The organism is Massilia sp. Masssp94, assembly GCF_059491305.1.
Genome location: NZ_CP168501.1, coordinates 1,545,559 through 1,559,063, shown reverse-complemented (window position 1 = coordinate 1,559,063; position 13,505 = coordinate 1,545,559). Strand labels below are relative to the sequence as shown.

General features: G+C 66.8%; 13 protein-coding genes. 8 read left to right on the top strand and 5 right to left on the bottom strand.

The window, feature by feature from the left end:
* Window positions 1-672 carry a pyroglutamyl-peptidase I gene (gene pcp / locus ACEN9G_RS06715; protein WP_413344132.1) on the top strand — a complete coding sequence of 224 codons (672 nt, stop codon included), beginning with the start codon at window positions 1-3 and terminating at the stop codon, window positions 670-672.
* 39 nt (window positions 673-711) lie between these two features.
* Here pcp and ACEN9G_RS06710 read toward each other — a convergent pair whose 3' ends face one another.
* Genes ACEN9G_RS06710 through ACEN9G_RS06700 form a run of 3 tightly spaced genes read right to left on the bottom strand, consistent with a single transcriptional unit; the run spans window position 712 to window position 3,669 of the window.
* Complete coding sequence (locus ACEN9G_RS06710; protein WP_413344131.1) at window positions 712-1,614, bottom strand: LysR family transcriptional regulator; 903 nt, start codon at window positions 1,612-1,614, stop codon at window positions 712-714.
* A 7-nt stretch (window positions 1,615-1,621) separates the two neighbouring features.
* A complete protein-coding gene (locus ACEN9G_RS06705) occupies window positions 1,622-2,542 on the bottom strand; it encodes a pseudouridine-5'-phosphate glycosidase (protein WP_413344129.1) in 921 nt (306 codons plus the stop codon).
* 2 nt (window positions 2,543-2,544) lie between these two features.
* Complete coding sequence (locus ACEN9G_RS06700; RefSeq protein WP_483126517.1) at window positions 2,545-3,669, bottom strand: carbohydrate kinase; 1,125 nt, start codon at window positions 3,667-3,669, stop codon at window positions 2,545-2,547.
* 213 nt (window positions 3,670-3,882) lie between these two features.
* Between ACEN9G_RS06700 and xapA the strand changes: the two genes are divergently transcribed.
* The 7 genes from xapA to ACEN9G_RS06665 all read left to right on the top strand — a co-directional run bounded on the left by xapA (window position 3,883) and on the right by ACEN9G_RS06665 (window position 12,265).
* Window positions 3,883-4,734: a xanthosine phosphorylase gene (gene xapA, locus ACEN9G_RS06695; protein WP_413344210.1), complete on the top strand. Its 852-nt coding sequence runs from the start codon at window positions 3,883-3,885 to the stop codon at window positions 4,732-4,734.
* A gap of 146 nt (window positions 4,735-4,880) precedes the next feature.
* The gene (locus ACEN9G_RS06690; protein ID WP_413344212.1) at window positions 4,881-6,074 is read left to right on the top strand and encodes a phosphopentomutase; all 1,194 of its coding nucleotides are present in this window, start codon (window positions 4,881-4,883) and stop codon (window positions 6,072-6,074) included.
* Window positions 6,071-7,039: a deoxyribose-phosphate aldolase gene (gene deoC, locus ACEN9G_RS06685; RefSeq protein ID WP_413344214.1), complete on the top strand. Its 969-nt coding sequence runs from the start codon at window positions 6,071-6,073 to the stop codon at window positions 7,037-7,039. The genes ACEN9G_RS06690 and deoC overlap by 4 nt, the downstream gene beginning before the upstream one ends.
* A gap of 26 nt (window positions 7,040-7,065) precedes the next feature.
* The gene (locus ACEN9G_RS06680; protein WP_483126516.1) at window positions 7,066-9,456 is read left to right on the top strand and encodes an aldehyde dehydrogenase family protein; all 2,391 of its coding nucleotides are present in this window, start codon (window positions 7,066-7,068) and stop codon (window positions 9,454-9,456) included.
* A 79-nt stretch (window positions 9,457-9,535) separates the two neighbouring features.
* Window positions 9,536-10,858 carry a thymidine phosphorylase gene (deoA, locus tag ACEN9G_RS06675; RefSeq protein WP_413341870.1) on the top strand — a complete coding sequence of 441 codons (1,323 nt, stop codon included), beginning with the start codon at window positions 9,536-9,538 and terminating at the stop codon, window positions 10,856-10,858.
* A 111-nt stretch (window positions 10,859-10,969) separates the two neighbouring features.
* Entirely contained in the window at window positions 10,970-11,377 is a 408-nt protein-coding gene (locus ACEN9G_RS06670; protein WP_413341872.1) for a cytidine deaminase, read from the top strand.
* Between the two features lie 111 nt (window positions 11,378-11,488).
* Window positions 11,489-12,265 (top strand): DUF2076 domain-containing protein, encoded by a 777-nt coding sequence (locus ACEN9G_RS06665; protein ID WP_413341874.1) that lies wholly within the window; start codon window positions 11,489-11,491, stop codon window positions 12,263-12,265.
* Here the strand turns inward: ACEN9G_RS06665 and ACEN9G_RS06660 are convergent, their stop codons facing one another.
* Both ACEN9G_RS06660 and ACEN9G_RS06655 read right to left on the bottom strand, forming a co-directional pair.
* Entirely contained in the window at window positions 12,266-12,700 is a 435-nt protein-coding gene (locus ACEN9G_RS06660; RefSeq protein ID WP_413341876.1) for a VOC family protein, read from the bottom strand.
* 22 nt (window positions 12,701-12,722) lie between these two features.
* On the bottom strand, window positions 12,723-13,505 hold the full coding sequence (locus tag ACEN9G_RS06655; RefSeq protein ID WP_413341878.1) for a LytR/AlgR family response regulator transcription factor: 783 nt from the start codon (window positions 13,503-13,505) through the stop codon (window positions 12,723-12,725).

Genomic DNA, 13,505 nt, shown 5'->3' with positions numbered 1-13,505 from the left:
ATGACCGCACCCACCACTCAAGTACCCACCAGGACCGTCCTGCTGACCGGATTCGAACCGTTCAATGGCGCCGCCATCAACCCGTCGTGGGAAGCCGTGCGCGCGCTGGACGGCTGGTCCGGGCCGGGCTTCGCGGTCGTCGCGCGCCAGCTGCCGTGCGTGTTCGGCACCGCCCTCGACGTGCTGCGCGAATCCATCGCGGGCGTCAAGCCCGACATCGTGATCGCCGTCGGCCAGGCCGGCGGGCGTTCCGAGATTTCGCTGGAGCGCGTGGCCATCAACGTCGACGATGCGTCGATCCGCGACAACGCGGGCAACCAGCCCGTCGACACGCCCGTCGCGGCCGACGGCCCGGCAGCGTATTTCACCACCTTGCCCGTCAAGGCCATCGTGAAGGCGCTGCGGCTGCGCGGCTTTCCTTCCGGCGTGTCGCAGACGGCCGGCACGTTCGTGTGCAACCACGTGTTCTACGGCCTGATGCACCACGCGGTCGGGCAACCCGTGAAGGCGGGCTTCATCCACGTGCCGTTCCTGCCCGAGCAGGCGGCCGATCGCCCCGAGCGGCCGCCGTCGATGGCGCTGCGCGACATCGTCGACGCGCTCAGGATCGCGGTCGAGGTGGCGGTGGTGACGGAGACCGATACGGCGGAGGCCGGCGGAGCTACCCATTGAATCGTGCGTCGGGTGGGCGCCCCGTGCCCACCCGACGGTTTATTCCCCGGCGGGATGCAGGATCTTGAGGAATGCCCGCACCACCGGCGCATCGTCCTGCGTCGGATACGTGATGTACAGATTGGCCGACGGCGGATTGGTACGCACCGGCAGGAAGCGCACGCCGGGCCAGCCGATGCGGCTCGTCGTCGCCGGCATCAGCGCCACGCCGAGTCCCGCGCCGACCATCGCGAGCAGGGTCTGCGGCTCCGCGGCTTCCTGGAAGATCGTCGGCTGGAAGCCCGCGTTGACGCAGCACTGGATCAGGTAACGCGGCTCCGCCGACTGGTCCAGGTGGAGGGTCAGCATCGGCTCGTCGGCGATGGCTATCAGTTCGATGGCGTCCTGCTGCGCAAGCGGATGCTGGGCGTTGATCGCGACGCATACGTCTTCGCGGAAAGCCAGTTCCTGGCGCAGGCCGGCGTTCCTCAGCATGTCCTCGTCGATCTTCGGCTCGCGCCAGAAACCCACGTCGATCTGCTTGCCGCGCAGCGCGTCCCACTGGTCGTTCGGACCGAGTTCGTGGATGGTCCACGTCACGCGCGGGAACTGGCTCTGGAACTGTTCCAGCAGGCTGGGGATCGGGCCCCACATCGCCGAGCCGACGATGCCCACGCGCAGGCGGCCCACTTCGCCGCGGTCGATCTGGCGGATGGTGTCGATGGTCATGCGCATGCGGCCCAGCAGGTCGGCCGCTTCGTGCATCAGCGCCTTGCCGGCGACCGTCAGCTCGAAGCTGCGCGTCGTGCGCGCGAACAGGCGCACCCCCAGTTCGCTCTCCAGCTTCATGATCTGCTGCGACAGCGGCGGCTGCGAGATGTGCAGGCGCTCGGCGGCGCGGCTGAAGCTTTTTTCTTCGGCCACCGCCAGGAAGTATTTCAGTTGCTTCAGGTCGATCGACATGATGGTCTCAAACGTGGGCGGCCGCGTGCAGCGCCACCGCGAGGCGGGCGCCGACGAGGGCATTGTGCTTCACGAGCGCGATGTTCGTGGCGAGACTCCTGCCGCCCGTCAGGTCCTTGATGCGGGCCAGCAGGAACGGCGTCACGGCCTTGCCTTTCACGCCTTGCGTGTCGGCCTCGCGAAGGGCCTGCGCGATGATCCCGCCGATCTCGTCGTTCTTCATCGCCGATTCCGTTGGGACCGGATTGCTGACGACGACGCCGCCCGTCAGGCCCAGCTGCCACTTGGTGCGGATGAAGCGGGCCTGCTGTTCCGGCGTGTCGAGCTGGAAGTCGGCATTGAAGCCCGATTCGCGCGTGAAGAAGGCGGGGAAGCCGGGCTGGCCGACGCTCACCACCGGCACGCCGTGCGTCTCCAGGTATTCCAGCGTGAGGCCGATGTCGAGGATCGACTTCACCCCCGCGCACACGACGGCGACGTTCGTGCGCGCCAGTTCCTGCAGGTCGGCGGAGATGTCGAAGCTCGTCGCCGCGCCGCGGTGCACGCCGCCGATGCCGCCCGTGACGAAGACTTCGATGCCGGCCAGCGCCGCGCAGATCATCGTCGCGGCGACCGTCGTCGCGCCCAGCTTCTTCTCGGCCAGCACGTACGCGAGGTCGCGCCGGCTCACTTTCAGCGCATCCTGCGCGTTGCCCAGTTGTTCGAGCTGGTCGTCGGCCAGGCCCACGCAGATGCGGCCGTCGATGAGGGCGATGGTGGCCGGTACCGCGCCGGCGTCGCGGATCACCTGCTCGACCTCGCGTGCCGTCTGCACGTTCTGCGGGTACGGCATGCCGTGCGAGATGATCGTCGACTCGAGCGCGACGACGGGTTTGCCCGCCGCGCGCGCGGCTTGCACTTCGGGGGAAAACTGGAGGAAGGCTTGCATGTTCAGTCCTGTGAAAGCGGAAGGGATTCGGTGGCGAGGCTGTCCGGCCCCAGGCCAGGATGGACGGTCTCGGGCACGCCCAGGGTGAGGGCCGACAAATGCAGGCCGCGGCGGCACGCGAGCACGAGGTCGTCGGCGCTGTTGTCATCCCTGTCCTGCACGAGCGACCAGCAAATGGCGGCGGCGAACGCATCGCCGGCGCCCGTCACGTCGACGACGTCGACCGGCGGCGCGGGCAGGTCGACGATGCCGTCGCCCGCGGTGACGAGGACGCCGCGCGCGCCGCGTGTGACGATCAGGTCTTGCGCACCCTGGGCCTGCACTGCGCGGATGGCCTCCGCGAACGCAGCGCCGTCCGGCAGCGGACGCTGGACGCGCGCCGCCAGCTCGCCGGCGTTGAGGATCAGCAGGCGCACGCCGGACAGGTCGTCGGGCAGGCGCGCCATCTTCGGTTCGGATACCGCGACAAGGACGAGCGGCGTCGCGTTGCGGCGCGCCTGGTGGGCGAGGGCGGCGACGGTGTCCCGCGGCAGGTTCAGGTCCGCGACGACGAGCGCGGCGCCCGCGAGCTGGGCCTGGCGCGCGTCGATGTACGCCGGCTCCATGCGGTCATACAGCGCCATGTCGGCCAGCGCCACGACCATCTCGCCGTCGCGGTCCAGCACGGCCGTGTACGTGCCGCTGCAGCAGCCGTCCAGGCGCAGCGCGCCGCGCACGTCGATGCCGAGGCTCTCGGCATGGTCGAGCAGGGCGGCGCCGGAGGAATCCGCGCCGATCGCTGTCAGCAGCGCGACCGTCGTGCCCAGCCGGGCGAGATTCTCGGCGATGTTGCGCGCCACGCCGCCGAACGATTCGCTCTGGCTGGCCGGGTTCGACGTGCGCAGGGCGAGCGGCGCCGTCGAGCGCAGCTTGCGGTCGAGGTTCGCCGCACCCACGCACACGACGGGACGGCGGTCCGGCAGCACGTAGGCGCGCCCGAGCAGCTTGCGCTCGCGGATCAGGCCCGCGATATAGCCGGCGACCGCGGAGCGCGACAGTCCGAGCTGGTTGGCGAGCTCCTGCTGCGAAATGAAAGGATTCGCGCGGATGGCCTCGTAGAGATGTTGTTTCTTCGACGGTTCTGTCACGATGACGGTTGGGTTAAACTTTTGTTTTTCATCTTAAACATATGTTTGCACAAGGTCAACGCGGGCATATGCATGATTGGAGTCTAGCGCGAATTTATTCCCGCAAGATATAAATCTGCCAGAAAAATGGTATTTGCCAACACAATCGGGGTTCATGCATAGTTGGCATATGTTGGTGCATCCCTCTGCCCCATTCTCGACCGGACCGCGACAATGACTACTCACTCCTTCAGCAACACTCCTTTCGAAGCCGCCGACGTCATCCGCGCCCGCAAGCCGGGCTTCACGCCGCGCGTGGCCCTGATCCTCGGTTCCGGCCTCGGTGTGCTGGCCGAGCAGATGGAGGATGCGGTGGCGATCAGCTACGCCGACCTGCCGGGCTTCCCGATCAGCACCGTGCACGGCCACGCGGGGGAACTGGTCCTGGGTACGCTGGCCGGTGTGCCGGTCGTGTGCATGAAGGGCCGCGGCCACTTCTATGAAGGTTACGGCCCGGCCGTGATGACCTCGGCCGTGCGCACGTTCAAACTGATCGGCTGCGAACTGCTGTTCGTGACGAACGCCGCCGGCTCGCTGCGTCCGGAAGTGGATGCGGGCAGCGTCGTCGTGCTGACGGACCACATCAACCTGCTGCCGGGCAGCCCGATGGCCGGCCCGAACGACGACCGCTTCGGCCCGCGCTTCTTCAGCATGGCCAATGCGTACGATGCCGACATGCGCGACCTGATCAAGGCCACGGCGGCGGAGAAGAACATCACCTTGAATGAAGGCGTGTACCTCGCCTGCCCTGGCCCGAACTTCGAGACGGCCGCCGAGATCCGCGCGTTCAAGGCGCTGGGTGCGGACGTCGTCGGCATGTCGGTCGTGCCGGAAGTGATCTCGGCCCGTCATTGCGGCCTGAAGGTCGCGGGCATGTCCGCCATCACGAACCTGGCCGAAGGCCTGACCCCGTTCCCGCTGTCGCACGAACAGACGCTGAAGTATGCTGCGATTGCGGCCAAGGATATGGTCACGCTGATTCACGGGTTTATTGAACGACTGGGTAAAACGACTAACGCGGCCTAAACACACCGTCGTTCCCGCGGACGCGGGAACCCATGCTGAGGTGCCGGCAATCGTTACGGGTAACGCCGACGCTGTCGAGTTCCGGGCTTCAGGATGGATTCCCGCCTTCGCGGGAATGACGTGTTATCTGACTTGGAAAAATAGACATGTCACGCGCATTCATCCTCCTGCTGGACTCCTTCGGCCTGGGCGCCTTGCCCGACGCCGACAAATACGGCGACGCGGGCGCCAACACCCTCGGCCATATCGCGAAGTGGGCCGCGGATGCGGGCAAGCCGATGTCGCTGCCCACGCTGGAAACCATCGGCCTCGGCGCCGCCGCGCACAAGGCGAGCGGCGAGTGGCCCGCGGGCTTCCAGAAACGCGATGGTTTCACCGGCGCCTGGGGCGTCGCGCGCGAACGCTCGACCGGCAAGGACACGCAGAGCGGCCACTGGGAAATCGCCGGCGTGCCCGTGCTGTTCGACTGGGGCTACTTCCCGAAGACCGTGCCCACGTTCCCGCAAGAGTTGACGGACAAGCTGGCCGAGATCACGAATGTGCCGGGCTGGCTGGGCAACTGCCACGCGTCCGGGACGACCATCATCACGGAACTGGGCGACGAGCATGTCGCGACGGGCAAGCCGATCATCTACACGTCGGCCGACTCCGTGATGCAGATCGCCGCGCACGAAGAGCACTTCGGCCTCGAGCGCCTGTACCAGGTGTGCGAAGCCGCCTATGAGCTGGTCAAGCCGTACAACATCGGCCGCGTGATCGCGCGTCCGTTCACCGGCAGCAACGGCAACTACAAGCGCACGAGCAACCGCCACGACTACGCCGTGCCGCCCGTCGCGCCGACCTTGCTCGACCACGTGAAGGGTGCCGGCGGGGAGGTCATCTCGCTCGGCAAGATCAGCGACATCTTCGCCGGCCAGGGCGTCACGCAACTCATCAAGGGCGCCGACAACATGGCGCTGTTCGACCGCCTGCTGGACGTGGCGGACACCGCGCCGGACAAGTCGCTCACGTTCGTGAACTTCGTCGATTTCGACATGCACTTCGGCCACCGCCGCGACGTCGCCGGCTATTCGAACGCGCTGCACGAACTGGATGCCCGCCTGCCGGACTTCATCGCGAAGCTGAAAGAGGGCGACCTCGTCGTCATCACGGCGGACCACGGCTGCGATCCGACGTGGCCCGGTTCCGACCACACGCGCGAACACATCCCGATGCTGTTCTTCGGCCCGGCCGCGCCGGCGCGCGAGCTGCCCGTGTCCGACACGTTCGCCGACATCGGCGCCACCCTGGCGCACCACCTCGGCGTCAAACTCCTTGCCAACGGAACCGCTTTGCTATGAGCCCGCATTTAGATCTCACCTTGGACTTTCAACGTAACACGGCAATCGACCTCGACCTGGGCTGGATCAACCACCTGAAGGTCAACCGCAACGCCGCCGACCGCCGCGCCGCCAGCCTCGCGAACCGCCGCACGGTCAAGAAGGAATACCAGGCCGCGTGGCTGATCCGCGCGATCGAGTGCATCGACCTGACGACCTTGTCCGGCGACGACACCCCGGGCCGCGTCGAGCGCCTGTGCCGCAAGGCGATGCGTCCGCTGCGCGCGGACCTGATGCAGGCACTGGGCCTTGACTCCCTGACGACGGGCGCCGTGTGCGTCTACCACGAGATGATCCAGCCGGCCGCGCAGGTGCTGCAGGGCCGCCTCCCGATCGCGGCCGTGTCGACCGCGTTCCCGGCCGGCCTGTCGAGCCTCGAAACGAAAATCCGCGAGATCGAGCTGTCCGTGGCCGCGGGCGCCACCGAGATCGACATCGTGATCACGCGCCAGCACGTCCTGACGGGCAACTGGCAGGCGCTGTACGACGAGATGGTCGCTTACCGCCAGGCGTGCGGCGACGCGCACGTGAAGGCGATCCTCGCGACGGGCGATCTCGTCACTCTGGAAAACGTAGCAAAAGCATCGTGGGTCTGCATGATGGCAGGCGCCGATTTCATCAAGACATCGACCGGCAAGGAAGGTGTGAACGCGACCATTCCCGTGTCGCTGGTGATGGTACGAGCGATCCGCGAGTACTATGAACGCACCGGCTACAAGGTCGGCTACAAGCCGGCCGGGGGTGTGTCCTCCGCCAAGGCCGCATTGCAATACCTGACCGTGATGAAGGAAGAGCTGGGCAACGAATGGCTGCAACCGCATCTGTTCCGCATCGGTGCCTCCAGCCTCCTGACCGACATCGAGCGCCAGCTCGAGCACTACGTCACCGGCAGCTATTCCGCGGCACACCGTCACGCGCAACCTTGACTCAGTTGATCACCCACGGACCTGTCATGCCCACTATTAAAGAAATTCTGCAAACTATGGATTACGGCCCGGCCCCCGAGAGCACCAAGGAAGCGCAAGCGTGGCTGGAAGCCCATGGCCGCCGTTTCGGCCTGTTCGTCGACGGCGCCTGGACCGATGCGAATGAGACGTTCGGCTCGTTCAATCCGGCCGACGGCAGCGAGCTGGCGCAGGTGACGCAGGCGTCGCAGGCCGACGTCGACCGCGCCGTGGACGCCGCGCGCCGCGCGCAGCCGGGCTGGGTCGCCCTCGGTGGCCACGGCCGCGCGAAAGTCCTGTATTCGCTCGCGCGCCTGCTGCAGAAGCACGCGCGCCTGTTCGCCGTGCTCGAGACGCTGGACAACGGCAAGACGATCCGCGAAACGCGCGACGCCGACCTGCCGCTGGCCGCCCGTCATTTCTACCACCACGCCGGCTGGGCCCAGCTGCAGTCGGAAGAATTCGCGGACTACCGCGCCGTCGGCGTCGTCGGCCAGGTCGTCCCGTGGAACTTCCCGCTGCTGATGCTGGCGTGGAAGGTCGCGCCGGCGCTGGCCGCAGGTAACACCATCGTGTTCAAGCCGGCCGAGTACACGTCGCTGACCGCCTTGCTGTTCGCCGAGATCTGCCAGCAGGCGGGCGTGCCGGCGGGCGTCGTCAACATCGTCACGGGCGACGGCCGCGTGGGCGAGGCGATCGTCAACCACCCGGGCATCGACAAGCTGGCGTTCACCGGCTCGACGGAAGTGGGCCGCATCATCCGCAAGGCTACGGCCGGCACCGGTAAAAAACTGTCGCTGGAACTGGGCGGCAAGTCGCCGTTCATCGTGTTCGACGACGCCGACCTGGATGCGGCCGTCGAAGGCCTCGTCGACTCGATCTGGTTCAACCAGGGCCAGGTCTGCTGCGCCGGTTCGCGCCTGCTCGTGCAGGAAAGCGTCTACCCGCGCTTCATCGAGAAGGTCAAGGCGCGCATGCAGAACCTGCGCGTCGGCTCGCCGCTCGACAAATCGAACGACATCGGCGCGCTCGTCGATCCGGTGCAGCAGCAGCGCATCCACGGCCTCGTGGAAGCCGCGCGCGCCGAAGGTTGCGAGATCTGGCAGCCGGCCGGTGAAACGCCGGTCGCCGGCTCGTGGTACCTGCCCACGTTGATCACGGGCGCGTCGACGTCGGCCACCGTGGCGCAGACGGAAATCTTCGGCCCCGTGCTCGTCGCATCGAGCTTCCGCACGCCGGGCGAAGCCGTGCAACTCGCGAACAACACCGTGTACGGTCTCGCGGCCTGCGTGTGGAGCGAATCGATCAGCCTCGCGCTGGACGTCGCCCCGCAGATCAAGGCCGGCGTCGTGTGGATCAACACGGCGAACCAGTTCGACGCAGCATGCGGTTTCGGCGGCTACAAGGAATCGGGCTTCGGCCGCGAGGGCGGCAAAGAGGGCATGGTCGAGTACCTGGTGCCGCTGGCGGAAGATGCGCGTCCGGCCGCACCTGTCGTCGCAGCTCAGTTGGAGCACAAAGGCAAAGTGAAGCTGGCGGGCGGCGACAGCCCGTTTGCCGTCGACCGCACCGCGAAGCTGTACATCGGTGGCAAGCAGGCGCGCCCGGACGGCGCGTACAGCCGCGCGATCCATGGCGCCGGCGGCGAGTTCCTGGCCGACGTGGGCGAGGGCAACCGCAAGGACATCCGCAACGCCGTCGAGGCGGCGCACAAGGCGTCCGGCTGGGCGAAAGCGACCGCGCACAACCGCGCGCAGGTGCTGTACTACATCGCGGAAAACCTGGCGATCCGCGCCGACGAATTCGCCGCGCGCATCTTTGCGCAGACGGGCGCCAAGGATGCGGCACGCGAAGTGCAGGCATCGATCGAGCGCCTGTTCTACTGGGCCGCATGGGCCGACAAATACGATGGCCTGGCGCACCAGCCGCCGATGCACGGCATCACCGTCGCGCTGAACGAACCGGTGGGCGTGATCGGCATCGTGTGCCCGAACGAGAACCCGCTGCTGGGCTTCATTTCGCTCGTCGCGCCGGCGCTGGCGCTGGGCAACCGCGTCGTGGCGGTGCCGTCGGAAGCGCATCCGCTGTCCGCGCTGGACCTGTACCAGGTGCTCGACACGTCCGACCTCCCGGGCGGCGCGCTGAACATCGTCACGGGCAGCCACGACGAGCTGGCCCGCACGCTGGCGTCGCACTTCGACGTGGATGCCGTGTGGCGCCACGATGGCTCGGCGGAAGGCTGCGCGGAAGTCGAGCGCCTGTCGGCCGAGTCGCTGAAGCGCACGTGGACGGGCGGCGCGAAAGGACGCGACTGGTTCGATGCGAAGCAGGCGGGCGGGCGCGCGGTGCTGCAGCACGCGAGCCAGGTCAAGAATGTGTGGATTCCGTACGGCGTTTGAGGCCCGGAACCCCGAGCCCGTCATTCCCGGGCAGGCGGGAATGACGTTTTGAAGACAGTATCCAAAACGGGATAAACCTATGTTCCTTCCCCAAGAAATCGTCCGCAAAAAACGCGACGGCGGCACCTTGACCGCGGAAGAGATCCGCTTCTTCGTGCGCGGCATCCCCGACGGCAGCGTCACCGAAGGCCAGATCGCCGCGCTCGCGATGGCCGTCTACTTCAACGACATGACGATGGACGAGCGCGTCGCGTTCACGCTCGCGATGCGCGATTCCGGCCAGGTCATGGAGTGGAAGTCGCTGGACCTGCCCGGTCCCGTCGTCGACAAGCACTCCACGGGCGGCGTGGGCGACGTCGTCTCGCTGATGCTCGGCCCGATGATCGCGGCATGCGGCGGCTATGTCCCGATGATTTCCGGCCGCGGCCTCGGTCACACGGGCGGTACGCTGGATAAATTCGATTCGATTCCCGGCTATTGCACCGTGCCAGATCCGGAACTGTTCCGCAAGATCGTCAAGGAAGTCGGCGTCGCCATCATCGGCCAGACCGCGCAGCTGGCGCCGGCCGACAAGCGTTTCTACAGCATCCGCGACACGACGGCGACCGTGGAATCCGTCGCCATGATCACGGGCTCGATCCTGTCGAAGAAGCTGGCGGCGGGCCTCGACGCCCTCGTCATGGACGTCAAGGCCGGCAGCGGCGCGTTCATGCCGACGTATGAAAAATCCGTCGAGCTGGCGGAGTCCATCGTCCACGTCGGCAACGGCGCCGGCACGCGCACGTCGGCGATCCTGACCGGCATGAACGAGTCGCTGTGCCCGGCGGCCGGCAATGCCGTCGAGGTGCGCGTCGCGATCGACTACCTCGCCGGCAAGTCGCGCCCGGCACGCCTGCACGAGGTGACGATGGCATTGTGCGCCGAGATGCTCGTCATCTCCGGCCTCGCCGCGACCGACGAGGCAGCGCGCGCCAGGCTGCAGCACGCGCTGGATTCGGGCGAAGCGGCCGAGCGTTTCGCGCGCATGGTCAAGGCGCTGGGCGGTCCGGCCGACCTGATGGACAATCCGGACGCGCACCTCGCGAAGGCACCGATCGTCGTGCCGGTGCCGGCGCTCGAATCGGGTTATGCGTACGCGACGGATTGCCGCGGCCTGGGCCTGGCCGTCGTCGGCCTGGGCGGCGGGCGTATCCGTCCACAGGATCCGATCGACTTCGCCGTCGGCCTCACCGACCTCGTCGAGCTGGGCACGCAACTGGAGGCGGGCCAGCCGCTGGCGCTCGTCCACGCACGCACGCGGGATGCCGCGGAACGCGCCGTGCGCGAAGTGCAGGCGGCGTACCGCATCGCGGCCGAACAGCCTGCCGCGCAGCCGATGATCTACAAAACGATTCGCCCATAAGACGACATCAACCGTCGCTCCCGCGCAGGCGGGAGCCCAATTCGTCGGCGTCTCGACTGCGCAAGCAACCTTGGGTCCCCGCTTTCGCGGGGACGACGTTCGGGAGTCCCCATGAAATACAAAAAACTGATAGCCGAAGCCCGCGCCGCGCGCGAACTGGCATATGTGCCTTATTCGCGCTTCAAGGTGGGCGCCGCGCTCGAGACGAAGGACGGCCGCGTGTTCCGCGGCTGTAACGTCGAGAACGCATCCTACGGCCTGTGCAACTGCGCCGAACGCACGGCATTCTTTTCCGCCATCGCCCACGGCTACGTGCCGGGTGACTTCACGGCGCTGGCCGTCATCGGCGACACGGATGGCCCCATCGCCCCGTGCGGCGCCTGCCGCCAGGTGATCCTGGAACTGGGCGGCAACGACTTGCCCGTCGTGCTGGCGAACCTGAAGGGCGACGTGATGGAGACGACCGCGGCCGCGCAGTTGCCGAACGCGTTCGGCGGGCGGGATCTCCAGAAGTCCTGAGCGCACGGTTCAGCGCCGTTTAAGGCAATCTTGCCCGGATGCTGTCAAACTTGAATTCAAGGACAGGCCCACAACATGTGGGCTATCCGACCATTCAATGGAGCAGATGTCATGAGCCCGCAAGATTCGCAGATGTTGCACGATTTCCTGAGCCAGTTGATCCAGGCCCGCGGCATCCAGAAAGACCCGGAAGCGGAGGCCCTGATCCAGCGCGCCGTGGCCCAGCAACCCGATGCTGCCTATCTGCTGGTGCAGAGGGCGTTGCTGCTCGAACAGGCGCTGAACAATGCCAAGGACCGCATCGCCGGGCTGGAAAGCCAGGTGCGTTCCGGTCAGCAAGGTGGTGACGGCGGTAAATTCCTCGACGCAAATTCCTGGGGCAATAGCGGCAGGTCGCAGCCGGCCCAGTCCTACCAGCGCGATACCCAACAGCCTTATCAATCCCAACCGCAATATCAGCCGCAGTATCAGCCGCAGTATCAGCCGCAGTATCAGCCGCAGTATCAGCCGCAGAATCAGCCGCAATACCAGTCGGCGCCGTCGTCCGGCTTCCTGCGTGGCGGCTTCGGCGGTACGCTGGGTTCGATCGCCGCGACGGCGGCCGGTGTCGCGGCCGGTGGCTTCCTCTTCCAGGGCCTGGAAAACATGTTCGGCCACCATGACCACGGCGGCAACCGCTTGCTGAACAGCGACGATCCGAGCAACAACCTGTTCAACGACCAGTCCGGCAGCGCGCTGGCGGACCAGGCGGGGCTGGGTGACGTGGACCGTGTGCTGGACAATGGCTCGTCGGAAGGGTTGTTCGACAGCAGCGTCGACAACGGCAGTATCGACGGCGGGCAGGGCTTTTTTGACGGGGATGGGTCGGACGAAGGCTTGTTCAGCTGATCACGAGTTCGTCAGGAACAGGTCTTCCGGCTTCCACGGATCATACGTCCCCACGTTCCACACGTGGCCCTCGAGGTCGCGGCACATGAAGCCGCGGCTCCCGAATTCCGTGTCGCTCGGTTCCTGCAGGATGATGGCGCCGGCATTGCGTGCGCGCTCGCACACGCGGTCGGCGTCGTTCACCTGCAGGTAGACGGTCTGGGTCTGGCGGCCCTTGATCTCGTCCGGCTGCACGAGCACCTTGCCATATTCTCCCTCGTCGCTGACCGAGCCCAGCATGATCATGCCGTCGCCGAGCGTCAGTTGTGCGTGGGCGATGGCGCCGTCGATGCCGGGTACGGCGACCTGGCAGGCGAAGCCGAAGACTTCGCACAGCCAGTCGATGGCGGCCGGGGTGTCGCGGTAGCGCAGGCAGGGGATGGCGATCGAGGGCATGGCGGTCTCCTATGGGATGGATTCACATCTGCTGGAACAGATTGCCGTGATTGCGGCTGACCTCGAGCTCGCCCGGATAGCCGCGCACCTTCAGCATCTGGCGTCCGCGCAGGTCGCGTTTCACTTCGGCGATGGCGTCCACGCGCACGAGCGTCGAGCGGTGGATGCGCCAGAACTCGTCCGGGTCGAGCTCGTCCAGCAATTCCTTCAGCGTCTTGCGGATCAGAAATTCGGCGGCGGCCGTCTGCACCCGCGTGTATTTTTCGTCCGACTGGAAGAACAGGATCTCGCGCGTGCTCACCATGCGCAGGCTCGCTCCGACCTGGGCCTGGATCCAGCGCAGGTAAGTCGGTTTGTCCGGCTTGCCCTTGTTCTCCAGCAGGGTGGTCAGCTTCGCCAGTTGCTGGCCGATGTCCTGCGGGGGCGCGGCCTCGGCCGACGAACGCTTGCGCAGGCGCGCCTGCAGCCGCGCGCACGTGGTCGCGAGCCGTTCGGCCGACACGGGTTTCAACAGATAGTCGAGCGCGCCCTGTTCGAAGGCGTCCAGCGCGTACTGGTCGTAGGCCGTGGCGAACACGATGTGCGACCGCTCGTACAGCCGCCGCGCCGCCTCGATGCCGGACAGGCCCGGCATGCGGATGTCGAGAAAGGCGATGTCGGGCCGGAATTGCTCTCCCAGCTCGACGGCTTCCACGCCGTTCGCGGCCTCGGCGACGATCTGCAGGTCCGGCCACGCCTGTTGCAGGCGCGCGCGCAGCAGGTCGCGCATCGGGGCTTCGTCGTCGGCGATCAGGGCGGTGACCAT